General features: G+C 37.5%; 26 protein-coding genes. 14 read left to right on the top strand and 12 right to left on the bottom strand.

Annotated elements, in window-relative coordinates; translation table 11 throughout:
• The first annotated feature begins 2 nt into the window (after positions 1–2).
• The 6 genes from DRF61_RS05445 to DRF61_RS05430 all read left to right on the top strand — a co-directional run bounded on the left by DRF61_RS05445 (position 3) and on the right by DRF61_RS05430 (position 2903).
• Complete coding sequence (locus DRF61_RS05445; RefSeq protein ID WP_111954835.1) at positions 3–392, top strand: hypothetical protein; 390 nt, start codon at positions 3–5, stop codon at positions 390–392.
• An 11-nt stretch (positions 393–403) separates the two neighbouring features.
• Complete coding sequence (locus DRF61_RS23005; protein ID WP_262510820.1) at positions 404–532, top strand: hypothetical protein; 129 nt, start codon at positions 404–406, stop codon at positions 530–532.
• Entirely contained in the window at positions 529–1215 is a 687-nt protein-coding gene (locus tag DRF61_RS22840) for a hypothetical protein (protein WP_202974495.1), read from the top strand. Before DRF61_RS23005 ends, DRF61_RS22840 begins: the two co-directional genes overlap by 4 nt.
• Positions 1161–1664: a GNAT family N-acetyltransferase gene (locus tag DRF61_RS22835; RefSeq protein WP_202974496.1), complete on the top strand. Its 504-nt coding sequence runs from the start codon at positions 1161–1163 to the stop codon at positions 1662–1664. Before DRF61_RS22840 ends, DRF61_RS22835 begins: the two co-directional genes overlap by 55 nt.
• Positions 1665–1836: 172 nt before the next feature.
• The gene (locus DRF61_RS05435) at positions 1837–2307 is read left to right on the top strand and encodes a formyltransferase family protein (RefSeq protein ID WP_157963362.1); all 471 of its coding nucleotides are present in this window, start codon (positions 1837–1839) and stop codon (positions 2305–2307) included.
• 233 nt (positions 2308–2540) lie between these two features.
• On the top strand, positions 2541–2903 hold the full coding sequence (locus DRF61_RS05430) for a hypothetical protein (RefSeq protein ID WP_111954831.1): 363 nt from the start codon (positions 2541–2543) through the stop codon (positions 2901–2903).
• 44 nt (positions 2904–2947) lie between these two features.
• On the opposite strand, the gene DRF61_RS05425 is transcribed toward DRF61_RS05430, so the two are convergent.
• The 5 genes from DRF61_RS05425 to DRF61_RS05405 form a co-directional block, all read right to left on the bottom strand.
• The gene (locus DRF61_RS05425; RefSeq protein ID WP_111954829.1) at positions 2948–4933 is read right to left on the bottom strand and encodes a urocanate hydratase; all 1986 of its coding nucleotides are present in this window, start codon (positions 4931–4933) and stop codon (positions 2948–2950) included.
• Positions 4934–5230: 297 nt separating this feature from the next.
• Positions 5231–5521, bottom strand: a complete 291-nt coding sequence (locus tag DRF61_RS05420) for a hypothetical protein (RefSeq protein ID WP_111954827.1) — start codon at positions 5519–5521, stop codon at positions 5231–5233.
• 52 nt (positions 5522–5573) lie between these two features.
• Positions 5574–6557 carry a 2-hydroxyacid dehydrogenase gene (locus tag DRF61_RS05415; RefSeq protein ID WP_111954825.1) on the bottom strand — a complete coding sequence of 328 codons (984 nt, stop codon included), beginning with the start codon at positions 6555–6557 and terminating at the stop codon, positions 5574–5576.
• A gap of 91 nt (positions 6558–6648) precedes the next feature.
• Positions 6649–6912 (bottom strand): prevent-host-death protein, encoded by a 264-nt coding sequence (locus tag DRF61_RS05410; RefSeq protein ID WP_111954823.1) that lies wholly within the window; start codon positions 6910–6912, stop codon positions 6649–6651.
• A gap of 229 nt (positions 6913–7141) precedes the next feature.
• Positions 7142–7792 carry a protein-L-isoaspartate(D-aspartate) O-methyltransferase gene (locus DRF61_RS05405; protein ID WP_111954821.1) on the bottom strand — a complete coding sequence of 217 codons (651 nt, stop codon included), beginning with the start codon at positions 7790–7792 and terminating at the stop codon, positions 7142–7144.
• 140 nt (positions 7793–7932) lie between these two features.
• On the opposite strand from DRF61_RS05405, the gene DRF61_RS05400 reads away from it, so the two are divergent.
• From DRF61_RS05400 to DRF61_RS05370, 7 genes are all read left to right on the top strand, one after another.
• Positions 7933–8898, top strand: coding sequence for a Gfo/Idh/MocA family protein (locus DRF61_RS05400; protein ID WP_111954819.1), 966 nt, complete (start codon positions 7933–7935; stop codon positions 8896–8898).
• 214 nt (positions 8899–9112) lie between these two features.
• The gene (locus tag DRF61_RS05395) at positions 9113–10843 is read left to right on the top strand and encodes a cellulase family glycosylhydrolase (protein WP_111954817.1); all 1731 of its coding nucleotides are present in this window, start codon (positions 9113–9115) and stop codon (positions 10841–10843) included.
• 65 nt (positions 10844–10908) lie between these two features.
• A complete protein-coding gene (gene bla-A / locus DRF61_RS05390) occupies positions 10909–11790 on the top strand; it encodes a CGA/CIA family class A beta-lactamase (RefSeq protein WP_111954815.1) in 882 nt (293 codons plus the stop codon).
• A gap of 71 nt (positions 11791–11861) precedes the next feature.
• Positions 11862–12272 (top strand): hypothetical protein, encoded by a 411-nt coding sequence (locus DRF61_RS05385; RefSeq protein WP_111955077.1) that lies wholly within the window; start codon positions 11862–11864, stop codon positions 12270–12272.
• A gap of 12 nt (positions 12273–12284) precedes the next feature.
• The gene (locus tag DRF61_RS05380) at positions 12285–13175 is read left to right on the top strand and encodes a 3-hydroxybutyryl-CoA dehydrogenase (protein ID WP_174772308.1); all 891 of its coding nucleotides are present in this window, start codon (positions 12285–12287) and stop codon (positions 13173–13175) included.
• 4 nt (positions 13176–13179) lie between these two features.
• Positions 13180–14496, top strand: coding sequence for a hypothetical protein (locus DRF61_RS05375; protein WP_111954811.1), 1317 nt, complete (start codon positions 13180–13182; stop codon positions 14494–14496).
• A 36-nt stretch (positions 14497–14532) separates the two neighbouring features.
• Positions 14533–14772, top strand: coding sequence for a hypothetical protein (locus DRF61_RS05370; protein ID WP_007845674.1), 240 nt, complete (start codon positions 14533–14535; stop codon positions 14770–14772).
• A 49-nt stretch (positions 14773–14821) separates the two neighbouring features.
• Here DRF61_RS05370 and DRF61_RS05365 read toward each other — a convergent pair whose 3' ends face one another.
• The 3 genes from DRF61_RS05365 to dnaN all read right to left on the bottom strand — a co-directional run bounded on the left by DRF61_RS05365 (position 14822) and on the right by dnaN (position 19312).
• Positions 14822–15232 (bottom strand): META domain-containing protein, encoded by a 411-nt coding sequence (locus DRF61_RS05365; protein WP_073335269.1) that lies wholly within the window; start codon positions 15230–15232, stop codon positions 14822–14824.
• 241 nt (positions 15233–15473) lie between these two features.
• Positions 15474–17876: a phenylalanine--tRNA ligase subunit beta gene (gene pheT / locus DRF61_RS05360; RefSeq protein ID WP_111954809.1), complete on the bottom strand. Its 2403-nt coding sequence runs from the start codon at positions 17874–17876 to the stop codon at positions 15474–15476.
• Positions 17877–18181: 305 nt separating this feature from the next.
• Positions 18182–19312: a DNA polymerase III subunit beta gene (dnaN, locus tag DRF61_RS05355; protein WP_111954807.1), complete on the bottom strand. Its 1131-nt coding sequence runs from the start codon at positions 19310–19312 to the stop codon at positions 18182–18184.
• Between the two features lie 254 nt (positions 19313–19566).
• On the opposite strand from dnaN, the gene DRF61_RS05350 reads away from it, so the two are divergent.
• Positions 19567–19923: a diacylglycerol kinase family protein gene (locus tag DRF61_RS05350; RefSeq protein ID WP_111954805.1), complete on the top strand. Its 357-nt coding sequence runs from the start codon at positions 19567–19569 to the stop codon at positions 19921–19923.
• A gap of 33 nt (positions 19924–19956) precedes the next feature.
• Here the strand turns inward: DRF61_RS05350 and DRF61_RS05345 are convergent, their stop codons facing one another.
• The 4 genes from DRF61_RS05345 to DRF61_RS05330 form a co-directional block, all read right to left on the bottom strand.
• The gene (locus DRF61_RS05345; RefSeq protein ID WP_111954803.1) at positions 19957–20139 is read right to left on the bottom strand and encodes a bacteriocin-like protein; all 183 of its coding nucleotides are present in this window, start codon (positions 20137–20139) and stop codon (positions 19957–19959) included.
• 68 nt (positions 20140–20207) lie between these two features.
• On the bottom strand, positions 20208–20834 hold the full coding sequence (locus DRF61_RS05340; RefSeq protein ID WP_111954801.1) for an SGNH/GDSL hydrolase family protein: 627 nt from the start codon (positions 20832–20834) through the stop codon (positions 20208–20210).
• Between the two features lie 95 nt (positions 20835–20929).
• Positions 20930–21331 carry a ribonuclease inhibitor gene (locus tag DRF61_RS05335; protein WP_111954799.1) on the bottom strand — a complete coding sequence of 134 codons (402 nt, stop codon included), beginning with the start codon at positions 21329–21331 and terminating at the stop codon, positions 20930–20932.
• A 76-nt stretch (positions 21332–21407) separates the two neighbouring features.
• Complete coding sequence (locus DRF61_RS05330) at positions 21408–25103, bottom strand: phosphoribosylformylglycinamidine synthase (protein ID WP_111954797.1); 3696 nt, start codon at positions 25101–25103, stop codon at positions 21408–21410.
• Positions 25104–25147: the final 44 nt, after the last annotated feature.

Genomic DNA, 25147 nt, shown 5'->3' with positions numbered 1-25147 from the left:
AAATGAAAGAACTATTAAAATTACTCATTGAACACTTCGGAGCCTTCATCGGGGCAGTTTTAACCGGGCTTGCAGGGTTTATATTCGGAAAGAGAAAATTACGGGCAGAAGTTGCCGGAATAAACGCCGACAATGAAGGCAAAGAAATTGAAAACGCTGATAAATTGGTCAAGCTTTACAAGGAAGCTTTAGATGATCTGGGCAGCCGGTACGAAGCAAAATTTACCGAATTTTCAGATCTGTCGGATAAAAAAGTCCTTATGCTCCAACAGCAGATTGACTTTCAGAAACGCATTAACGAACAGTTAAAAGCCGAAAATAATTTGTTGAAGGCGGAAAATACGATGCTGAAAACAAAATTAAAAGATAATGGGATTGTAATAACATCATAAAAACAAAGTATATGGCAGAATTTAAATACAAAGAGCAGCATGCTGTTATCATTAAGGTAGACAGCGAAAAAGAGCAAAAGGAACTCTTCGACAAACTTAAAGAAATGGGATTTAAAAATTTAAAAGTAGTATCCGTATGAAAATAGAAGTAAAACATACCTGTAAAAATTTTAATTCGTTCAGGTCAGAAAAAGTAAAAAGTTTATTTAATGCTGAAAGCGGCCACAACTGGCAGCATATTGCCGATCTTCCGATTGAGGATGAAGGGTGGCAAATTGGGCTTATCGTTGGTCCTTCAGGAAGCGGCAAAACATCAATAGGCAGTCAAATTTGGGAAAATGAAATCGTAAACCTTGCCAAAGGTTGGAATCCTGAACTTCCGATTATTGAAGACATCGCGCCGGACTTAGATATGAATACAGTAACGAGTGCATTGTCGGCCGTTGGACTGGGTGATGTTCCGGCTTGGCTTCGTCCTTTCAAAGTTCTGAGTAATGGGGAGCAGTTCCGCGCCGGCCTTGCCCGTCTTATTTGTGAGGCTCCGGATAAAGCTGTTATTGATGAATTTACCTCAGTCGTGGATAGGCAGATTGCCAAAATCGGGGCATCTGCATTTTCCAAAGCATGGCGAAAAACGAAAGGAAAACAGATTGTACTTTTATCATGCCATTATGATATTGTCGAATGGCTGCAACCTGATTGGGTTTATGATACCCGGACAGGTGAAGTAAAAAAAAAGCCTCAAAACGGCCTCCTGTTAAACTCGACATTTGGAAGGTCAACGGAAGTTACTGGAAGTTTTTTAAACAGCATTATTATTTAGATTTAAAACATCCACCCTGTGCAGAATATTTTGTCGGAACCGTAGATGGTGAGTTAGTTTGTCACGTTGCTGTTTGCCCCTTCTTTCCTTCAGGGGGATATCGCGCAACCCGTTTGGTTGTAATGCCGGAATGGCAGGGAGCCGGAGTGGGCACCGCCTTTTTAAATGAAATTATGCAGTATCATTTGGAAGGCAAGGGAAGATGTGAAAGAAAATATCCAACTTATTTTCACACATCACACCCTCAGCTTTGCGGATATATGAGAAATTCTAAAAAGTGGAAACAGGTATCGGCAAAACTTACCGGGGATAATAAGGCACGAAGCATAAAGTCACTTCAAAATACAGCTAAGGGTTTTGATAACGGCAAAAAAACAACAACCGGAGGCTATGGCGGTCATTTTAGGGCGGTACAGGGATTTAAATATATAGGAAATGAAGAAATTTAAAGTTTTTATATCGGGACAGAAGTTTTTCGGAGAAGAGGTTTTCAGGCTTTGTCAGAAATTAAATATTGAAGTTATCGGCGTTTGTTGCCCATTGGATGATAAATATATTGGTAGGGCTGCTCGGCGTTGGAACATACCAATCATACCGGCAGGTAGTCTCAGCGCAGATAATATGCCGGACTGTGATTTAGGTATTACAGCGCATTCATTCGATTATATCGGAAAGAAAACAAGATTTATTCCCCGTTTGGGATGGCTTGGCTATCATCCTTCATTGTTACCAAGACATAGGGGCCGTTCGTCTATTGAATGGGCTATCAGGATGAAGGAATCCGTAACTGGAGGGACGATTTTCTGGCTGAATGCAGGAATTGACCGTGGTGACATTGCTTATCAGGATTGGTGCTGGATACCTCCGGAATTTCATTTAAGCCCTCAAAAATCGGCTGTCAGCCTTTGGCGTGATACATTACTCCCGATGGGGCTGAAACTCTTTGAAACAGCCCTTAACGACATCTTAAACGGAGTCATCATGCGTAAACCGCAAGATAAAAGGTTTAGCACATTTGAACCGGATACCAATGTCAAAGATATTTACCGACCCGATCTGCTAATGATCGGATATGAAAACAGCCACAACTAAGTGGCTGCTTTTTTATATCTTTGAATTTATACTTTTTTCGGCAATTTGGAAAGGGCCTTCCGGCTTTTTGGAATTGTTGGTTGTAAAATGATTATAATTCAAGTTATATAGGAAAGGCAAATACTTATGTTTTTGATACTTTTACTTATCAAAATATAGAAGCTTGTGACATTTTAAAAATCGAAAAAAATGAAATCTATTTTTATCATATCAAAAAGGGATTTGATAACTCAATGCGTGATCTATGTAATCAAGTCTATATTTCAGCGAGAAAAACTATTGAAGATGTAAAAAATAATTATAAATATCTTGATGGTCTTTATTCTTTAGTCGTTAATAATAATGGTGAATCACCATATTATAAAAAAGCAAAGACACAATTTGGAAAATTAACTAAAGAAATGTTCATTAATAGTATAAAAAACAAAAAAATTATTTTTGTACTAGCAGTATTAGATACGTCTACCAGTAAACGTAGTTTAGTAAATGACATAAGTAAATTCAATTCAAATATTGCTAAATTCACACTAATTGATCTCTCTAAAAACATGAGAAATCTAGGAGTAAATTTTCAAATTTTACAGTTAGATAAATAAATTAAAACCTGCCTCACGGCAGGTTTTTCCATATCTAAAAAATTTTAAAACAAACCCTCATCTACAAAATTCGGAAGCGTTACTTTCAAATTTGGTTCTGCTTCCATCGCTCTTTTAATAGCGAAAACAGCGCCTTCATTTCTAGCCCAGCTTCTTCTGGAAATTCCGTTGTTTACGTCCCAGAAAAGCATAGATTTCAGTCTTCTGTCGGCTTCTGAACTTCCGTCCAGCAGCATTCCGAAACCACCGTTAATGACTTCGCCCCAGCCTACTCCGCCGCCGTTATGGATAGACACCCAAGTCGCGCCACGGAAACTGTCGCCAATCACGTTGTGGATGGCCATATCTGCGGTAAATCTTGAACCGTCATAGATATTGGAAGTCTCCCTGTAAGGCGAATCTGTACCGGAAACATCATGGTGATCCCTTCCTAAAACTACAGGACCGATTTCTCCGTTCTTAATTGCATTGTTAAATGCTTCGGCGATCTTCATTCTTCCCTCTGCATCTGCATACAGGATTCTCGCCTGGGAACCGACTACCAGCTTGTTTTCCTGAGCACCTTTGATCCACTGGATATTGTCTTTCATCTGCTGCTGGATTTCTTCGGGAGAATTTTTTACCATTTCTTCCAAAACAGCACATGCAATATCATCTGTTTTCTGCAGGTCTTCCGGCTTTCCGCTGGTACATACCCAACGGAACGGCCCGAAACCGTAATCGAAACACATAGGCCCCATAATATCCTGAACATAGCTAGGATATTTGAATTCTCTTCCAAGGCTTGGATTTTCTGCCATTACATCCGCTCCTGCTCTTGAAGCTTCGAGTAAAAAGGCATTTCCATAATCAAAGAAATAGGTTCCTTTCTGGGTATGCTTATTGATAGCTGTGGCATGTCTTCTTAAAGTTTCCTGGACTTTTTCTTTAAACAGTTCAGGTTCTTCAGCCATCATCCTGTTTGATTCCTCGAAACTTTGTCCAGCCGGATAATATCCGCCTGCCCAAGGATTATGAAGTGATGTCTGGTCTGATCCTATGTCGATTTTCAAATTTTTCTCATCAAATTTCTCCCAAACCTCAACTATGTTTCCAAGGTAGGCCAGTGAAACTGTTTCCTTATCTTCCTGAGCTTTCTGTACCCTTTCTACCAAAGCATCCAGATTTTCATGGATTTCGTTTACCCATTTCTGATCGTGGCGGATCCTGGTGATTTTCGGATTCACTTCGGCACATACTGTGATACAACCGGCAATATTTCCTGCTTTAGGCTGTGCTCCACTCATTCCTCCCAATCCTGAGGTTACAAAAAGTCCTCCTTTCGGTTCTTTTTTAATCTTTCTGAAGGCATTCAGAACAGTGATGGTTGTTCCGTGAACAATTCCCTGCGGACCAATATACATATAGCTTCCTGCCGTCATCTGCCCGTACTGCGTAACGCCCAGAGCATTGAATTTCTCCCAGTCATCCGGCTTGGAATAGTTTGGGATCATCATTCCGTTGGTGACTACCACTCTCGGTGCATCTTTATGCGAAGGGAAAAGTCCCATCGGATGCCCTGAGTACATGGTTAAAGTCTGCTCATCTGTCATTTCCGACAGATATTTCATCGTTAAAAGATACTGTGCCCAGTTGGAAAATACAGCTCCGTTTCCTCCATAAGTAATCAGCTCATGAGGATGCTGTGCCACCGCATAATCAAGGTTATTCTGGATCATCAGCATAATGGCTTTTGCCTGCTCAGATTTTCCGGGATATTCCTCAATTGCCCTTGCCTTCATCTCATAATCAGGACGGAAACGGTACATATAAATCCTGCCGTATTTTTCCAGTTCTTCTTTGAATTCAGGCAGTAATTCTGCATGAAACTTAGGCTCGAAATAACGCAGAGCATTTTTCAGCGCAAGCTTTTTCTCTTCTTCCCCTAAAATCTCTTTACGCTTCGGTGCATGGTTGATATTGGTCTCGTATGGTTTAGGCTGTGGCAGCTGATCAGGAATCCCCTGTTGTATCTGTTCTTGAAATGTCATATTGCTATTTAAAGTTCAATGTTTAGAATCAATGTTTGAAGTTTTAAAGATATTCAAATTAGAAAATATAGGCAAATAAAAGGCGAAAAGGGCGAAATGATAAAATGGCTAATAAGGCAAAATGCTTACAGATGATTTGTAAGACATAAAATATAAGCTGCGACCTTTGTTTATAATTTGGAGAAAGGTTTCCCCTCAAAAGGGAGGGGAAAATATTCCAGGGAAAACAAGTGGCTTCCAAAAATAACAAAACCTCACTGAAAATCAGTAAGGTCAGTTTATTGTACAGGGCACAAATTAAGTTAACACATCATCATTTTCTTCCTCATGGTCATCTTCGTTATCGCTTCGGCTCCAGTAATTATTTTCTTCATCCTCAGATCCTATTTCTTCCATATCGTCATCATCTTCGATTCCCGGAATGTCAAGTCCTTTGTCTATTTTATCATCATCTTCTTCATTCAGGATTGGATTTCCGTCACCATCGAGCGGGATATGCGGTTCCTGATTAAATATATCTTCATTCGGATTGTAATCCATTTCCTCTAACTTTCTGTTCTGTTCATTGGTATTGTTCTCTGGTATCATAATATTTTGTATTTAGGATTTATGTATACAAATCAAAAATAAGTCCAAGCTGTCAGGAATTCTTAGAATATACTTCAGGATTGGCACAATAAGGAATTTTTTCACCCTTGGAGAAGGCGACCATATTTTCAGCGGCCATCTTTGCCATTCCGGTTCTTGCTTCTATGGTTGCTGAACCTATGTGTGGCAGTACACAGACATTGGAAAGTTCCAAAAGCGGACTTTCCTTGGACATGGGTTCAGGATTGGTTACATCCAGACCTGCTCCCCAGATTTGTTTTGAAATCAATGCTTCATACAGATCTTTTTCATTTTGGAAACCACCTCTGGCTGTATTGATGAAAATGACATTGGATTTCATTTTTTCAAATACAGGTCTGTTAAAGAGATCCTTCTGCTCAGGGGTAAAATTGGCGTGGACACTCAGTACATCCGACTGTTCAAGAAGTTCTTCGAAAGAAACATAAGTGGCATTCAGTTTTTTTTCTGCTTCTTCATTACGGTTCCGGTTGTGGTAAATGATCTTCATATCAAAAGCTTTATACGACTTTTCGGCCATTTCAAAACCTATCCTTCCCAACCCCATAATTCCTAAAGTTTTCCCGTATAATTCCTGCCCCAAAGCATGCAACGGGTCAAAATCTCCCCAGTTGCCATCTTTCACTTTCTGAAAATTATAGCTCGCTCGTCTTGCCACAGACTGCATCAGCAGAAAAGCGATATCAGACGTGGCTTTACTGAGGACATCCGGTGTATTTCCTACAGGAATATTCCTGCGGTTTGCTTCTTTAATATCCACATGATCAAAACCTACGGAGTATAAAGCAATCGTTTTTATGTTGGGACACTGATCAAAAAAATCTTTGTCGTATTTAAATTCCCCACCCACACTTAAAATGGCATCGTGGTTCTGGCAGTAGATCAACCATTCTTCATGGGAAAGGTTTTCATGTTCCGGAATAAAAACGTCGAGTCCGGCTTCTTTCAAGATATTGATCCCCACTTCCGGAATTCTTTTGTTTACAAATACTTTCATTCTTTATTTTGTATTTATTGTGCTTAGAACTTTCAAATAAAAAACCTCACTCCTGTTAAAAAGTGAGGTTCTTTAACTTTAATATTAAAAATTATTGGTCTTCATCTGATTGGTTCTGGCTTTTGTCCCAGGCCTGAGAAGCCATTTCCTGAATCTCTTCCCAAACATCCTTTGCCGATTTCTGTGCATGAGCTATAAATCCCTGCTTGGTTGCTTCCTGGTTCTTAATTTTCATATCATTCATATAATCCTTTACCTGCTGGGAATAGCTCTCTGCGTGATATCCGGGATTATTATGCAGGTTTTTCTGAATATTACTGAAATCGTGTGAAGATTTAAATCTATTCGTATCCATAATAATAAAAATTTAAGTGATTAGGTTACAAATTGAATCCAATTACTGTTCCGAAGCAGTCTTAAAGTTTATTAAAAAACCGAAGTTTCTTTTTAACCACAAAAGTCTTTTAAACACTTTAGTTATTTTAAAGTTAAATACTTTGCGCCTATGAAGCACACTTAAGTTTTATGAAGTGTTTAATTGAAATTAAAACTTTTTTGCCTTTTGTGGTTATAAAAAAATCACGTTAATGATTCGTATCTCCCAACATCGGAACAAATTTATAAGCTCCGAATTCTTCTTTTTCGAATTGTGTAGGAGCAGTTTTTGTAAATCTGTACAGGATCTGTTCATCGGTAGGGCCTAACGGAATAACCATTTTTCCACCTACATTCAGCTGTTTTAATAATTCTGTGGGCAAAACCGAAGCTCCACAGGTAACAATAATCTTATCAAAAGGTGCAAAAGTAGGAAGCCCGGCAAAACCATCCCCAAAACTCTGAAATTTTGGATTCAGATGAAGCTCACGGAATTTTTTCTTTGAGAAATCAAAAAGATCTTTCTGCCTTTCCACGGTATAGACCAAGGCTTTCATAGCGATCAGAACAGCAGTCTGATACCCGCATCCGGTTCCGATTTCCAGAACTTTTTCGCCCGGTTTTACCTGCAGCAGTTCGGATTGTTCCGCTACCGTTGAGGGATGGGAAATGGTCTGATGTGACAAAATCGGAAAAGCGCGGTCTTCATAAGCAAAATCCTCAAAAATACTTTCGATAAAAAGATGTCTCGGAACGTTACTCATAGCCGAAAGTACATTTTCATCCGAGATTCCTATCTTATGTCTTAAATATTCGACCAGAATCTTTCTTTTTCCTTTATGTACAAACGAATCATGCATCATTAGTAAGATAATAGTTATTAGGTTACAGGTAGTAGTTCCTGCAAAAGTAAAAAAACTATCCATACTTATCAACCTAAAAGCGACAGGGTATTTCTTAATACCTAAAATTCTTATCTTTACAAAAATTAAAAAAATCTATGTTAAAAGCAGGTTTGGTAGGTGCCGGACATCTGGGGAAGATCCATTTACGACTTCTTAACCAGTCAGATAAGTACGAGCTGGTAGGTTTCCATGATAAAGATCCTGAAAACGGAAAAAAAATAGAAGCTGAATTCGGGTATAAATATTTTGAAAATTTTGATGAACTTCTTGAACAGATCGATATGCTGGATATTGTGACTCCCACAGTCTATCATTATGATTATGCCCTAAAAGCAATTGAAAAAGGTCTTCATTTTTTCATTGAAAAACCGGTAACCCAAACGCTTGAGCAGGCGGAAGAAATTCTTCATAAGTGCCAGGAAAATGGTATTAAGGCACAGGTTGGACATGTTGAAAGATACAATCCCGCTTTTATTGCCACTAAAGAATACATTAAAAATCCAATGTTTATTGAGATCCACAGGCTGGCAGAATTCAATCCCAGAGGGACGGATGTTTCTGTAGTACTGGACCTTATGATCCATGATCTGGATATTTTACTGAGCATGGCCAAATCGAAGGTTAAAAATATTCATGCAAGCGGTGTTTGTGTGGTAAGCAAGACCCCGGATATTGCAAACGCCAGAATAGAATTTGAAAATGGCTGCGTAGCGAACCTTACGACTTCCAGAATCTCTATGAAAGCGATGAGAAAAAGCCGTTTTTTCCAGAAAGACGCATATATTTCTGTAGACTTCCTGGAAAAGAAAGCAGAGGTGATCCGAATGAAGGATGCTCCTAAAAACCCTACTCCTTTTGACATGATCATTGAAAATGCTGATGGAGAAAAGAATCAGATCTTATTTGAATATCCGGACATCCAGCCTAATAATGCAATTCTTGATGAATTAAATTCTTTTGCAGATGCCATCACTGACGGTAAAAATGTGGAAGTTTCCCTGGAAGACGGAACGGAAGCTTTAAAGGTTGCTCTTGAAATTGTAAAACTGATTTCAAAATAAGTTTTATCTCATAATATTTACAACAGGCTGTCATTAAAATGACAGCCTGTTGTATTTAAAAAGTCATCAACAAACCTTCCTATTTCCTTTTTTCTGAAATAATTTTTTCATGACACAATTTTAATTTTTATTCTGGATTTTTTAAATATATTTGTCTTTCTTAAAACTATTATTCTAAAATTCTCTCCTATAATTTAAAATAAATAAATCTAATATGAAAAGACTCATCCTATTATCCGCCTTGTTATTGTCTCAATTTGGGACATCACAATTATTAAAAACTGACGGACAGAAAATAATTAATGACAAAGGAGAAAACATCCAGCTGCGAGGCTTGGGCCTTGGTGGGTGGATGCTTCAGGAAGGATATATGCTGAAAACAGCCGATTTTGCAGGGCCTCAGTACAAGATCAAAGAGAAGATCGCCGAATTAATTGGTGAAGGCGGAATGAAAGATTTCTATAAAGTTTACCTTAAAAACGGCATCACCAGACAGGATATCGATTTTCTTGCTCAAGCGGGATTCAATTCCGTAAGGCTTCCGATGCATTATGATCTATACACTCTTCCCATTGAAAAAGAACCGGTAAAAGGACAGAATACATGGCTGGAAGAAGGCTTTAAAATGACAGATGATCTTCTGAAATGGTGTGCTGCCAATAAAATATATCTGATCCTTGACCTTCATGCAGCACCTGGTGGGCAGGGAAATGACGTTAATATTTCAGATAATGATAAAACAAAACCCTCTCTCTGGGAAAGCATTGAAAACCAAGAGAAAACGATTGCTTTATGGAAAAAGCTTGCTGAACGGTATAAGGATGAACCGTGGATCGGAGGTTATGATCTGATCAATGAACCAAATATTAATTTCACCGGAAAAAATCCGAATGGCACCGATGAGATGTCGAATGCTCCACTCTGGAAGCTGCAGAAAGACATTACCACCGCTATTCGTGAAACCGATAAAAAGCATATCATATTTATTGAAGGAAACGGGTGGGGAAATAATTACAACGGACTGATCCCGATTTGGGACAGCAATATGGCATTTAGCTTTCATAAGTATTGGAATTATAACAATGATGAAACCATCCAATCAATTCTTGATCTCAGGAAGAAACACAATATTCCGATCTGGCTTGGGGAAACCGGAGAAAATTCCAATGTATGGTTTACAGAGCTGATCCAGCTTCTGGACAGACACAACATCGGATATGCATTCTGGCCGATGAAAAAGATCGATAATATTGCAGGAATTACGAATGTCAAAATCACTCCTGAATATGAAAAACTCCTGAATTACTGGAAAAACGGTGGCGAAAAACCTTCTAAAGACTATGCAACAAAAGCATTGATGCAGATTGCCGAGAATTATAAATTCAATAATGTCGAAATCAAAAATGATGTTATAGATGCCATGTTCAGACAGGTTAATGACGATTCTGCAAAACCATTTAAAAACCATCAGGCTCCGGGAAGAATATTTGCTTCGGACTATGATTTGGGAAGAATGGGTTCAGCCTATCTGGATAAGGATTTTGTCAACCTTTGGGTAAGTGATCCGAAGAAAAGATCGGAATGGAATTCCGGACAGCAGATGAGAAATGACGGCGTGGATATTTATCTGTGCCATGACAAAGTGACCAATAAATATTATGTGGGAAAAACGGAAGCGGGAGAATGGCTTCAGTATACCATTGATGTAAAATCTGATAAAAACTACACCTTCAGCATCAGGTATGCAGGTCAGAGTAATGCTGGTATCAGACTGGAAGATGCTTCGGGAAAACTGCTGGCCAAAGTTTCACTGCCTTCCACCGGAGGAGATGAAAACTGGAAAACAGTTTCAGTTAAGAACGTCTCTCTGAAGAAAGGAACAAATAAAATCAGGCTGCATTTTGAAAGCGACGGTTCCAACCTGAATTATTTTGAAATAGAGTAATAATTTATCTTAAATTGCAAATCCCTTTTAGTATCTGAAAGGGATTTTCTTTTAATCATTATACTATGAAAAAAATAGGACTTTTCTTTCTTCTGATCTCGTCGCTGGCTGTAGCTCAAAAATCTGTTTTAGAGCAGAAAATAAACTCTATTATTAAAGATAAAAAAGCAACCGTTGGAGTTTCGGTTCTTGGCTTTGAAAATAATTTCAAATACAGCAAAAACGAGGATATGCCATTTCCTACTTTAAGTGTTTTCAAATTTCATATTGCCTGCGCAGTGTTAGATCTTGTGGATAAAGGAAAACTGTCTTTGGGTCAGAAAATATTCATCAGTAAATCTGATCTGATGGAAAATACATGGTCTCCGTTTCGGGAAAAGCATCCCGATGGAAATATTGATGTTTCCTTAAATGAAATAATCGATTATACCGTTGCATTAAGTGACAATAATCTTTGTGATGTTCTGCTGAAACTCATTGGCGGAACAAAAACGGTTCAAGGATTTATGGATTCCAAAGGGGTAAAAGGCTTCCAGATTAAGTACAATGAAAATGAAATGCACAAAAACGACTGGAAAGCACTTTATGAGAATTACAGTACAACGAATTCTGCTGTACAGCTTCTTAAAAAGTTCCATGATGGAAAATTGCTTTCCAAAAAGTCCACAGATTATCTGATGCAGATTATGATCGGTACAAAAACAGGCACCAATAAAATTGTTGAACAGCTTCCTAAAAACACTCCTGTAGCCCATAAAACGGGAGCTTCCGGGAAAAATAACGAAGGACTTACCATTGCAGAAAACGATATGGGAATCATCACCCTTCCGAACGGAAAACATTACGCAATTGCCATATTTGTAAGCAATTCCATGGAAAGTAATGCCGTGAACTGCAGATTGGTTTCTGATATTTCTAAGGCAGTCTGGGACGATTTTAATAAGTAAAATATTAAGCTTATTTTTAAAGCTGAAAAAACCGGTAATTTTTTGTTCTTTAATCCGGAAAAACTATGAATATGAAAAAAATAATATTAACAACATTTCTTTTCTGTTCTGCATTCTTTTTTTCGCAAAAGAGTATGAGCTATGTACGCATAAGCTATGGCAGCATCTGCTGTGGAACACCCTCCACAAAACCTGTGATGGATTATCTGAAAAAGTTTGAGAAAAACAATCAACTGAAAGCTTTTGAAATCTTGAAACAAGGAGGCTTAGGAAGAGAAGGTGAGTTTACTTTATACATCGGAACAGACAAACTGGGTAAAAAACAGAAAACTGCTTTCAGAAAAGGCCTGCAATCTGTTATTACTTCACAAAACAGAACCAGAAAACAGAACAGTGACGGTACAGTGGATTTCGATCCCGCAGTGACTGTCTATAAATCTGATTTAGCAGATATTAAAAATTTAACTATCTATAAAAAATAAAAGAAAAAAATGATCAAAAACATTGTAGTTATTGGAGCTGGAACCATGGGAAATGGAATTGCGCATACTTTTGCACAAAGCGGATTCAAAGTAAATCTGGTGGATGTATCTCAGGATGCTCTGGACAGAGGACTGAAAACAATTACAACTAACCTTGACAGAATAATCGCAAAGGGAAACCTTACGGAAGAGCAGAAAGCTGAAACACTAGGAAACATCAGCACTTTTACTGAACTTAAAGAAGCGGCAGGCAGCGCAGACCTTATCGTAGAAGCAGCCACTGAAAATCAGGATCTGAAACTGAAAATCTTCGGACAGATGGATGAATTTGCACCTGCAAACTGCATCCTGGCTACCAATACTTCTTCTATTTCCATCACAAAAATCGCTGCGGCTACCAAAAGAGCGGATAAAGTAATCGGAATGCATTTCATGAACCCGGTTCCTATCATGAAGCTGGTAGAAATCATCAAAGGATATTCTACTTCCAAGGAAACTTTTGATGCTATTTATGAAATGAGCAAAACACTGGGTAAAGTCCCTGTGGAAGTGAATGACTACCCTGGTTTCGTAGCCAACAGAATTCTGATGCCCATGATCAATGAATCTATTGAAACGCTTTACAACGGTGTGGCAGGTGTAGAAGAAATTGATACGGTAATGAAGCTTGGAATGGCACATCCGATGGGGCCTCTTCAGCTGGCAGATTTTATCGGTCTTGATATCTGTCTTGCTATTCTTAATGTAATGTACGACGGTTTCAAAAACCCTAAATATGCACCGAATCCGCTTCTTGTAAACATGGTAATGGCCGGAAAACTGGGTGTAAAGTCAGGAGAAGGTTTCTATGATTATTCGGAAAGCAAAAAAGCTGAAAAAGTTTCAAAAATGTTTTTGAAATAACTGAATGAAATTAAAGGAAAGAAATATCCAAATAGCAATGGTCATCATCACTGTAATGATGACCATTCTTCGTTTTATATTAAATGAAAAAGGAAGAGTGAATCCCGATTCTATCCGCTTCATGAGATTTGCGCATGTTCTTCCTACTATTGACAATACTACCACTCCGGTAGGCTATCCTGTTGGCATCAGGTTGTTTACATTTCTAGGCTTCGATGAGTTCTGGGGAAGTAAGGCTCTTGGGATTGCTGCTTATCTTTTTATTATTTATTTCTGCTGGAAAAAAAAGTTCTATAAACGTGAAGCCATTGCAGTATGCGGATTGTTCAGCTTTGTTTCATTGTTTGCTTATACGATGAGCGAAGCCCTTATTATTCCTTTTGTATTCTTATTTTTATATACTGCCTCGCAGATCATAACAGGAAAACTTGAAAAAGGAAAAGCTATTTTTTATCTTTCACTTTCATTAATTGCTCTTTATAATATCAGATACAGTGCTTTATTCTTCATTGGAGGAACCGGCCTTTACGGCTTAATATTTTTGAGAAAAAAATATTCACTAGTATTTATTATTTCCAGTATTATTGGAATCCTGTTTGTGGGAGCTTATAAACTTTTATTTATTGATTATTTTAATGAAAATTATATCAAGCAGGTTCTGATCATGGGAATTCACCCCACTTCCAAGCTATTGAAAGAACTGATACAGGGATTGACAACTTCATTCAATCCTTTCATCCATATTGCAGATCCCCGGGGAAGCTTCATCAATTATGGTATTTATGGTATTGGGGCTTTGAATATCTTTTTGATGATTTATCTTCTTGTAAAAAATAAGCTGTCCGAAACGGAATATTTCTTTAGCATTATCAGTATTTCCGGCATTGTATGCTCTTATTTTGTTCAGTATTTTTATTCGGTTATCCCTCTCGATTACAGGATTATAGGACCTTTTATAATTCCTGTATGGCTTATTTATTTTAATAGACTTTTCCGGATCTTCAATACTAAAACCTATGTAATCACCGGACTAAGCTTACTGTCCGGACTGGCTTTCACATGGCTGTCTAAAGGAAATTATCTTGAAAACAGAAAAGCGGCCTCAGATTTTTTAAAGAGTGAGAAGCTGGATAAAGTTCCTATACAGTTTTTTGTTTTAAATGAAGAAAGTCTGGAAAGAATACAGGTTGCTGAACTTTTAAGTACAGTAAATCCTGATATTACCCTTACTTTCAAACCTGAGGATACACTTCGGAGAACGACTCTTACAAGGTATAAAGTTTTGCAAAAAATTAAAATCAACAGGAACAAATATCAATAATTTTATTATCTTTGATTAAAGTTAAAATATAAAAAAATGAAATTACCAAAGTTTTTATTAGCAGACAATTCGGAATTTCCTGAAGATTTATTCGTAGTTCACACAGAATATCCAAGATTTATCTTAAACGTTGAGGAAGAGGAAGTTGAGTGGCTAGATGATTTGGAAGGTGACGATGAAGAAACTATGGCAGACGAAGCTACAAAAGTTGTAGAGGCTGCATTTAAATGGTGTGATGAAGAGTTGGCTAAGTACGACGAAGAAGAGGAAGAATAATAACTACCTAAACATAAAAAAAGGAACTCAATTTGAGTTCCTTTTTATTTTATTCCGCTTTATTGAATTTCAACAGCAGTAAATTGTCTTTGTAAAGCTCTAAGGTAGTCCCGGAAATCACATATTTATTAGCTTTCCCTACCATATCCATAAAATTCTGCTCAACGCTCATATTGTTGCACATCATTTTTGTAGATCCCATTTGTCCGGCAGAAAAATCACCTGTAGAAGGATCTATTTTAGCTGTCCCGAAATAGTTGTTGCATCCCCCATTTCCATTGATCTTTTCGCCTTCGATATTAAGGGTCGGAACCTTACCTTTTACGTTATCAGCCAATGTCCATTTCGTATTGGCCAGTGAAGGCTGTGCTTTTCCTACTTTAGATGCAGAAGCACTGGACATTGTACCGCACGATGCCAGAATAGCAGCCGCACCTATACTTAAAAAAAGATTTTTCATTTTTTTCTTTTTGATTTAGTCAAATTTAAGGAAATTATATTATTTAAACGGTTTATGAAGGATTTTATTACTTTCGAATGTTCTATTTTAGAATTATTTTTTTCTCACAGATCTGGTTGATTGAGCAGATTTCTATACTTTAAAAACATATACTATAAGATTATGTAGAATTTAATTTGCAATGATTACAAAACAAAAAAACGGGCTAAAGCCCGTTTTTTTTGATATATTTTTATCTGAATTAAGATCTTAATTCTGCGTTGTATTCTTTTTGGAATGCTTTGATCAGAGAATCCATTACTTCAGAAATTTCCTTCTCTTCCAATGTCTTTTCCTCATTAAGAAGTTCAAAACTCATAGCATAAGATTTTTTTCCTTCCGGAAGATTCTTTCCTTCATACACATCGAATAGATTAATCCCTTTAATGAAAGGAGATTTGTTCTTTTTCGCTGTCTGATAAAGATCCTCATAGCTTATATTCTTATCAATCAATAAGGCAAGGTCTCTTCTGATTTTATTGAACTTAGGAATATCCTTAAACTTAAGAACATTTTTAGAACGTAATTCCTGAGCCAACTCAAGTTCTATTTCTGCATAGAAACATTCCTGATCAATATCAAAATCTTTCAATAAAACGGGAGATACTTTTCCAATTCTTACTAAAGTTTTTCCTCCGGCTTCATAAGCTAATGAATCGGAAAATCTTTCGTCTGTTAAAGCAATTTCTTTATAATCAACACCCAGTTTTTCTAATAATACTTTTACGTAGGCTTTAAGATTGTAGAAACTTACTGCAGATTTAGGCTGAAGCCAGTTTTCAGCAACATCTCTTCCTGTAACAAGAAGGGCCAGCTGTTTTCTTTCTTCATATTTATCTTTTTTATGGTAAATTTTTCCGAATTCAAAGAATTTGATATCCTGATTCTTTCTGTTGATGTTGTACACTGCGTTCTGAAGAAGCCCTTCCAATAAAGATTTTCTCATGAAAGCAAGGTCTCCACTCAATGGGTTCAGCAATTTTACGGCATCGGTTTCATCTTTTACAGAAGTCAGCGAGTTATTCATAGCTTCGTTAAAACCAAGTCCCTGCAGTGTTCTTGCCCAGTTATTTTCCAGCTCGTCCTGATCGTTAGCACTCAGCTTTACTGGTGTAAACGAGATTTTTTGCGGAGCATCAATCTTATTGTATCCGTAAATTCTCAGAATCTCTTCAATCACATCAATTTCTCTCGTCACATCAGCTCTGTAAGCCGGTACAGAGATTTCAAGTCCGTTCTGGATCTCATTTAAAACCTGGATCTCGAGAGATTTTAAGATTTCCTTTACTTTCTCTCTATGGATCTTTGTTCCTAAAATCTGTTCGATCTTTGAGAATCTGATGATCACATAATTATCTTCAATTTTCTTTGGATATTCCTCTAACAGATCCCCAACCAATTTTCCTCCGGCAATCTCCTGGATCATTTTGATCGCGTGAGTTATTGCTGTTCTGGTAATATTAGGATCTACTCCCCTTTCAAATCTGAAAGAAGCATCTGTATTTAAGCCATGAAATTTAGCCCCTTTTCTTACGGCTACCGGGTTGAAATAAGCACTTTCCAGGAAGATGGTTTTCGTTTCATCAGAAACTCCTGAATTCGCACCACCGAAAACCCCTGCAATACACATTGGATTATCTTTCCCGTCTTTGATCATCACTTCAGAACCATTCAAAGTTCTTTCAACACCATCCAGAGTGGTGAATTTTGTTCCTTCTTTTACAGTTCCTACTTTCACTTTGCTGTCAGCAATCTTGTCTGCATCAAATGCATGAAGAGGCTGTCCGTAACCGTGAAGAATATAGTTCGTAATATCTACAATATTGTTGATCGGGTTTAACCCGATTGCTTTCAGCCTGTTTTTTAGCCAGGCAGGAGATTCGGCTATTTTCACATCTTCAATAACAGCCCCTATATATCTTGGACACAGCTCGGCGTTTTCCACTTCCAACGTGAAGTTATGTGAACCCTCGCCATTCAAAACCTCAGAATTCACTTTCTCAAATGTTGATTTCTGTTGGTTGGTTGAAAGAAAAGCATGAAGATCTCTTGCCACACCATAATGTGACATCGCATCTGTTCTGTTAGGCGTTAAACCAATTTCGATCACCTCATCAGTGGCCAATTCAAAATAGTCAGCAAAGTTCTTTCCTACTTCATATTGGGTTTCATCCAAAACCATAATTCCACCATGATCATCGCTAAGGCCAAGTTCATCTTCTGCACAGATCATCCCCTGAGATACCTCACTTCTGATTTTAGCTTCCTTGATCTCAAAAAATTTTCCGGTTTTATCATAGATCTTAGTTCCGACAACAGCTACAGGAACCGTCTGTCCTGCTTCAACATTAGGAGCGCCACAAACGATATTTAATATTTTCCCGTTCCCTACATCAACTGTTGTTTTCTTTAGTTTATCTGCATTCGGGTGCTTTTCGCAGGTCAATACTTTTCCTACTACAATACCTTCCAGACTGCCTCTTACACTCTCAAATTTTTCTATCCCCTCCACTTCAAGACCTATATCTGTCAGGAATTCTCCAATCCTTTCCGTTTTCAGTTCCGTTTTGATAAAGTCTTTCAGCCAGTTGTTTGATATTTTCATTTGCTATATTTTGAAAAAAATTATTGAATTTTCGCACAATATGTACTGTACAATTTTCCCGTACAAATGTCGTGTTTTTTTAAGAAATAGAGAAATTTAGGAATCATTTTAAAACAAATAGTTTTTATTAATTTCTTCTTGTTGAATGAGCAAGTTTTCCTATAAAAAAAGATAAATTTGTTGATATTATCTTTAGAATTTGCAGTTATTCACTAAAATTAATCTTTTAAAAACCAGAACTCATTTAAAATAAAAAAAAGAGACTGAAAAAATTCAATCTCTTATATTTTTATTGGTTTCAAATATTACAACCCGATTACCGGCATTGATAACATCAGAATATTTTCACTTTCTTCAAGACCGTCAAGAGGTTCTATGATTCCTGGTCTGTTTGGCTGAGACATTTTCATAGTGATATCGTCAGAACCTAAAATGGTAAGCATTTCCGTTAAAAACTTGGAACTGAAACCAATATTGATGTCTTCCCCGTTATAATCGCAAGGAATCTGCATATCTGCTTTGTTTGCATATTCTGTATCTTCTGCATGAAGGTGAAGAATATTGGCAGACAGCTTAAATCTTACCTGGTTGGTAGATTTATTGGACATGATTGATGCTCTTTTGATCGCTCCCAGAAGAAGATTTCTGTTGATCGTCAGTACATTTGGATTCTCTTTCGGAATTACCGCTGTATAATTAGGGTATTTACCATCTATCAATCTACAGATCCAGATATGTTTTCCAAAAGTAAATTTAGCCATATTCTCATTGAAGTCGATGGTAACGTCTTCGTTGGAGCTGGCCAGAATATTTTTGAAAATGTTCAAAGGTTTTTTAGGCATGATGAATTCCATTGGCTCGGCATTCATCAGATCTGTTCTTTTATAAACTACCAGTCTGTGGGAATCTGTAGAAACAAAATTGGTTTCATTTTCTCCAAACTGGAACAATACTCCGGTCATTACGGGACGAAGAGAGTCATTGCTTGTTGCAAAAAGAGTGTTTGTCAATGCTTCAGATAAAACTCCTGCCGGCATAGCTACACTTTGAGCTGCATCAAATTCGGGAAGTTCCGGATAATCGTCGGCGTTATCCAGTGCTACAGCGAAATTGTCTTTCTCATCTAAAATCTCAAGCTGGCTTCCGGTTCCTTCTGCATTATCCTTTACAACGAACGTTAAAGGCTGTTCTCCATACGTCTTGATAAAATCTTGAAAAATTTTAGCAGGAACGGCAAATTTACCCGAATCATCAGACTTTACGTCCAGAGAGGTAACAAGAGTAGTCTCGCCATCAGATGCTGTAATGGTAACGTTATTTCCGTCTAATTCAAAAAGATAGTTTTCTAAAATCGGTCTCGATTGAGAGCTTGATATTACGCCACTTACAGTTTGCAATGCTTTCTGCAGTTCACCACTTGAAATAATAAATTTCATAGATTTAAAAATAAGTTTCTACAAATATAATAAATAGAAACTATAATGAAAAAAATAATCTTAAGGAGTTTTGAACAAATATCATTAAGCGGTTTTAAGACATGATTTTAATGTCCGTATTTACTTCTAATCATTAATTCTGATCAAAATCTGATCTTTATTTTCTCATTGGTGAGTGAATATAAGTATGAAAATGGATCCTGAATATTTCACTTGTATCAAATTACAAATCCTATCTTTGTTAAAAATAAGCTATGCAAAAACCGCCTGTTCACAGAAGTTTTTTAAATGCTTTCCGGGGTATTTTCCTGATGATAAAAACGGAAAGAAATTTCCGGATTGAACTTGCTGCTTTCTTGATAAATCTGATTCTGATATGCTATTTTAAGCTTTCATCAATTGATATCATGCTTATTCTTATAGCGTCAATAGGTGTTTTAAGTGCTGAAATATTCAATACAGCCATAGAAAAGATATGTGATATGGTTCAGCCTGATTTTGATAAAAGAATCGGTTTTATTAAGGATATTTCTGCCGGAGCCACTCTTCTGATGACAATTGGGTCCGTTATTGTGGGAGTTATTGTTTATTGGAAGTATATATTTCAATAAAAAAGCATCCCGAAGAGGAATGCTTTGTAGTTTTTAAGAGCAGTGAAAGTCCCAGGATTCGGAGGTCATACAGCCGTTAAATTTTGGACAATACCAGCCATAAGGATAATTACAATATCCGTTTTCATCAACAGGGACAGTAATCAAAGGTGGGTTTACCCCTTTTCCATTTACATTTTTCAGTTCCTGTCTTTTAAGTTTTTTCAGATTTTTCATACTTTTTTATTTGTAATCCTAAAACTACAAATAAAATTAATATTTCACTACGTTAAGATAAATTAATCTTATAAATATTTTTCTATAATTGGTATGGCGGTTTCAGCCATTACGCCGTAGCCTTTTTCATTAGGATGAACACCGTCTCCGGAAAGTAAAATTTCCTTATCTCTTAAAAATACAGTATAAAAATCAATATAATGCAAGGTATTTTCAACCGCGATATCTTTAAGAATCTGATTATAAACCAGAATTTCCTCACCTGTTCTTAATTTTCCAGTTGCAGTCTGCACTCCATCTATTTTCCGGGAAACAGGAAGAATGCTTACCAGATAAATATCATTCGTATACTGTTTTGCATGATGAATAGCTTCAATCATATTATTTCTAAACTGGACAGTACTTACCATAGGTACTCCGTCCTTTATGGCCAGATCATTGGCTCCGTACCCAATAAAAACTATATTTCCTTCTGCTGAATTTCTGGCTGCCAGCTCATAAGGCATCCGTTTTAACAAGCCCTCTGTTGTTTCGCCTCCTATTCCCAGATTAAAAAGAATCAATTCGTTGCTTCCTTCATGAAACTGCTGCAGGGCATATCTTTTAAGAATATCAACCCAACCTCCGAATACTCCGTCATATTCTCCATACGTAATGCTGTCTCCGAAGAACAGCCCATAAATCATTTTCTTCATATTAAAGATGTTAGATATTAGAAATTAGATGTTAGTACTGTTGGAATATAAGCAATACTGTTGAACACAATTCATTATTTATCATTCGTCTAATATCACTCCAAAATTAGTGTAATATTTTTGTGTGATTCTATAATTTCGACTAAAATTTCAAATAGGGTCTGGCCTTTTCCTGACAGCAAATCCTCCAGTTTTTGCTGCATTAACTGTATGTCAAATGGTTTTCCCTGTCTGATCTTGTTCTGGTAAAAATTCCGGGTGGGTTCGAGGCCTAGATCTTCTTTTGATTTTTGAGATTCTTTCCATATGATCTCAATTTCTTCTCCGCCTTCAAATACACCGAAACCACCATACAGAATGTCGTCAAAGCCGTCCAGTGTTCCTGCTTTCCAGTCTGTATCTTTCATCAACACTAAGGAAACCTCATGGTAGAACCCAGGAAGATCTGAAAAGTGCCTGCCATCGATTGTGATTATTTTATTTTTATCTGACTCCAACCCTGTTTAATTTTTATAAACTTAATCCTTGTAAATATAAAAAAATGACCGCCATTCAGTGGCGGTCATTTCTATTTTATTTGAAGTATTCTACTCCGTTTTTGAATATATTGTGGTAATTCGCGGTCGGTATGTTTTTCATGAGGCCTTCTGCAAAACGCTCAGGGTGTCCCATTCTTCCGTAAATCTTTCCGCAAGGGCTGGTAATTCCTTCAATTCCGAATAACGAGTTATTGGGGTTGAAAGGCATTCCGTGGGCAATATTTCCATCAAGATCAATGTATTGGGTAGCGATTTGTCCGTTTTCGTAAAGCTTTTTGATTTCTTCTTCGGAAGCCATGAAACGTCCTTCCCCGTGAGAGATCGGAATGGTGAATACCTGATCTTTCATTCCTTTTAACCAAGGGCTTTCGTCATTAATCACCTTTACATTCACCATCTGGGAAATATGTCTTCTAATGGCATTGTGGGCCAGCGTCGGAGAGTTTTCATCCAGATCTTTGATTCTACCGTAAGGCAACAGACCGGATTTAACCAATGCCTGGAAACCGTTACAGATACCGATGATCATTCCGTCTCTGTCCAGTAATTCGTGAACAGCGTTTTTCATCTTCTCGTTTTTCAGAACGTTTACAATGAACTTTGCAGAACCATCCGGCTCATCACCTGCTGAGAAACCACCTGAGAATGCAAGGATCTGAGATGTTCTGATCTCTTCTACCCATGCATCAATGCTTTCATCCAGCAATTGGTGGCTGATATTTTTCAAAGGCAGGCTGCTGATCACAGCACCTTCTTTCTGGAATGCATTCAGGGTATCGTACTCGCAGTTTGTTCCCGGAAATACAGGAGCAAATACTTTCGGCTTGGCAATTCCGTGTTTTTTAATGACAATATTTCTTGGATGGATTGAGTTTGAGTTCTCATCAATTTCAACCGTCAGTTTTTCTTTTTCCTTGGTTGGGAAAAGGTTTTCGAAGGTTCCGGTATACGCTGCCAGAAGATCCAGAATCGGAGATTCCATACCATTTATCATTAAAATACCTGAGTCTTTTACTTCACCGATCTGCTGAAAAGAAGCATTACTCAACTCTTCTTTTGATTCGATAATTAGGCTACCGATATTCTTAGCCAGTAAAGCATTTTCGTCAATACTGATTTCTGCTCCAAGCCTGTTTCCAAAGCTCATTTTGGCTAAAGCTACCGCAGCACCTCCTTCTTTAACAGTTTTTACCGAAACAATTTTTCCGGCTTTGATGTTTTCAAAAATAAATTCGAAAATTCCTTTTAAGCTTTCATAATGAGGAAGTCCGTTTTCCTGGGGAATATGGTTGAAGAAATATATTTTGTTTCCAGCCTGTTTGAATTCCGGTGAAATTACATTTTTCTTTTCACCGTTGGCACAGGCAAATGAAATCAAAGTCGGCGGAACATTCAGATCCTGATATGTACCGCTCATAGAATCTTTTCCTCCGATAGCCGCAAGACCTAAATTGATCTGGGCATCATAAGCTCCTAAAAGAGAAGCTAAAGGTTTGCCCCATTTCTCTGGATTCTGGCCCAGTTTTTCGAAATATTCCTGGAAGCTTAACCTGATATTTTTGTAATCACCTCCCATGGCAGCAATTTTAGCAACACTTTCTACTACGGCATAAGAGGCTCCCAGCAATGAATTTTGTTTTGAAATTCCGGTATCGAATCCCCAGCTTGCGAAGGAAACAGTTTCAATATTTTTTGCTCCTAAGATTGGTAGTGTCTGGGCACTCCCTTCCATCAGCGTCTGCTGGTATTTTCCACCTAAAGGCATCGCAACAGTAGTTGCACCGATGGATGAATCAAACATTTCCAGCAATCCTTTCTGGGAAGCTACATTTTTATCGCTTAATATTTTAAGGAAGTTCTCTTTTGTAAAAGATGCTGCTTCTTCTTTTATTTCTTCAAGATGAGTAATTTTTACATCCTGTGATTTTGAACATCCGTTGGTATCTAAGAATTCTCTTGAAAGATCAACAATTTTATCGCCTTTCCAGAACATCTGCATTCTACCTGAATCCGTCACTTTTGCAACTTCTACAGCTACAATGTTTTCATCTTCACAGAATTTGATAAATTGCTCTTTATCTTTCGGATCAACTATAACCGCCATTCTTTCCTGAGATTCGGAAATAGCAAGCTCAGTTCCGTTTAATCCTTCATATTTTAAAGGTAAAACATCAAGATTCACTTCTAAAGAATCTGCAATTTCACCGATGGCTACAGAAACACCTCCTGCTCCGAAATCATTAGATTTTTTGATGAGTTTTGTTACAGCAGGATCTCTGAACAGTCTCTGGATTTTACGTTCTTCAACGGCATTTCCTTTCTGAACTTCAGAGCTCATCGTATGAATAGAGGTTTCGTCCTGCTCTTTTGAGCTTCCGCTTGCCCCGCCAACACCGTCACGACCTGTTGCACCTCCTAAAATAATGATGGAATCACCATTTGCAGGCTTCTCACGTCTCACCCAATCAATAGGAACTGCTCCGGTAACGAAGCCTACTTCCATTCTTTTGGCTTTGTAACCTTCATCATAGATTTCCGAAACCATTGTAGTGGCCAGACCAATCTGGTTTCCGTAAGAGGAATATCCGTTGGCAGCCTGTTTTGTAATGGTTTTCTGAGGAAGTTTTCCTGGTAAGGTTTTATCAACCGGTTCTAAAACATCGGCAGCACCAGTCAATCTCATCGCCTGGAATACATATGATCTTCCGGACAAAGGATCTCTGATAGCACCTCCCAAACATGTTGAAGCACCTCCAAAAGGTTCAATTTCTGTAGGGTGATTGTGGGTTTCGTTTTTGAATAATAAATACCACGGCTCTTTTTTACCGTCGTACTCAGCTTCGATCTGGATGGTACATGCATTGATCTCGTCTGAAACAACAAGATTCTCCAGGTTACCTGTTTTATGGAAATATCTTCCGCATACTGTTGCCAGATCCATTAAAGAGATCGGCTTCAGCTCACGGCCTAAGAATTTTCTTTTTTCAATATAGTCATTGAAAATGGTTTCCAATGTATGTTTAAAATCTCCTTCAAACTGGATGTCTGACAATTCTGTTTCAAAGGTGGTATGACGGCAGTGGTCACTCCAATAGGTGTCTAAAACTTTCAGTTCCGTTTCGGTAGGATTTCTTTTTTCTGTTTTAAAGTATTCCTGAATAAATTTCAGGTCATCCAATCCTAATGCAAAACCGTGATTATTGTAAAAATTTTCAAGCTCAGCATCATCGAAACTGATGAAATTTTCGTGGATCAAAACTTTTGTCGGAATTTCATCTGCAGGAATATTTAAGGTAGAAAGATCTTTTTCCTGAGACTCCACTTTATTGATCAGAAGATCCTTGATTTTTACAAGCTCTGCTTCAGAAACTCCTTCAAACCGGATCAGTTTTCCGCTTCTTACTTTAGACTTTTCATTCTCCGTCAATAAAGCAATACACTGTTGTGCAGAATCTGCACGCTGGTCATATTGGCCCGGCAAAAACTCCATGGCAAAATAGATTCCTTCGGCAGGATTTTCTTCATGTAAAATATCAGTAACCGGATCTACGAAAGTGCTGTTGACCACCTTTTCGAATTCACCATCATTCAAATTGAAAATATCGTACACATTGTACACTTTCACACTTTTGATTGACGGCACAACCGCTTTTACTTCATCAAAAATTTTTGGACTTTCTACATCGAAAATACCTCTTTTTTCTACGAAAATTCTTTTGTTATTAGACATTAGATGTCAGATTTTAAATATTAGATTTATTACTTTCTTTTTAG

This window comes from Chryseobacterium lathyri (genome assembly GCF_003290185.1).
Classification (GTDB): Bacteria; Bacteroidota; Bacteroidia; order Flavobacteriales; family Weeksellaceae; genus Chryseobacterium; species Chryseobacterium lathyri.
The sequence above is the reverse complement of the archived record's forward strand: the minus strand, read 5'-3'. Positions and strand labels throughout refer to the sequence as shown.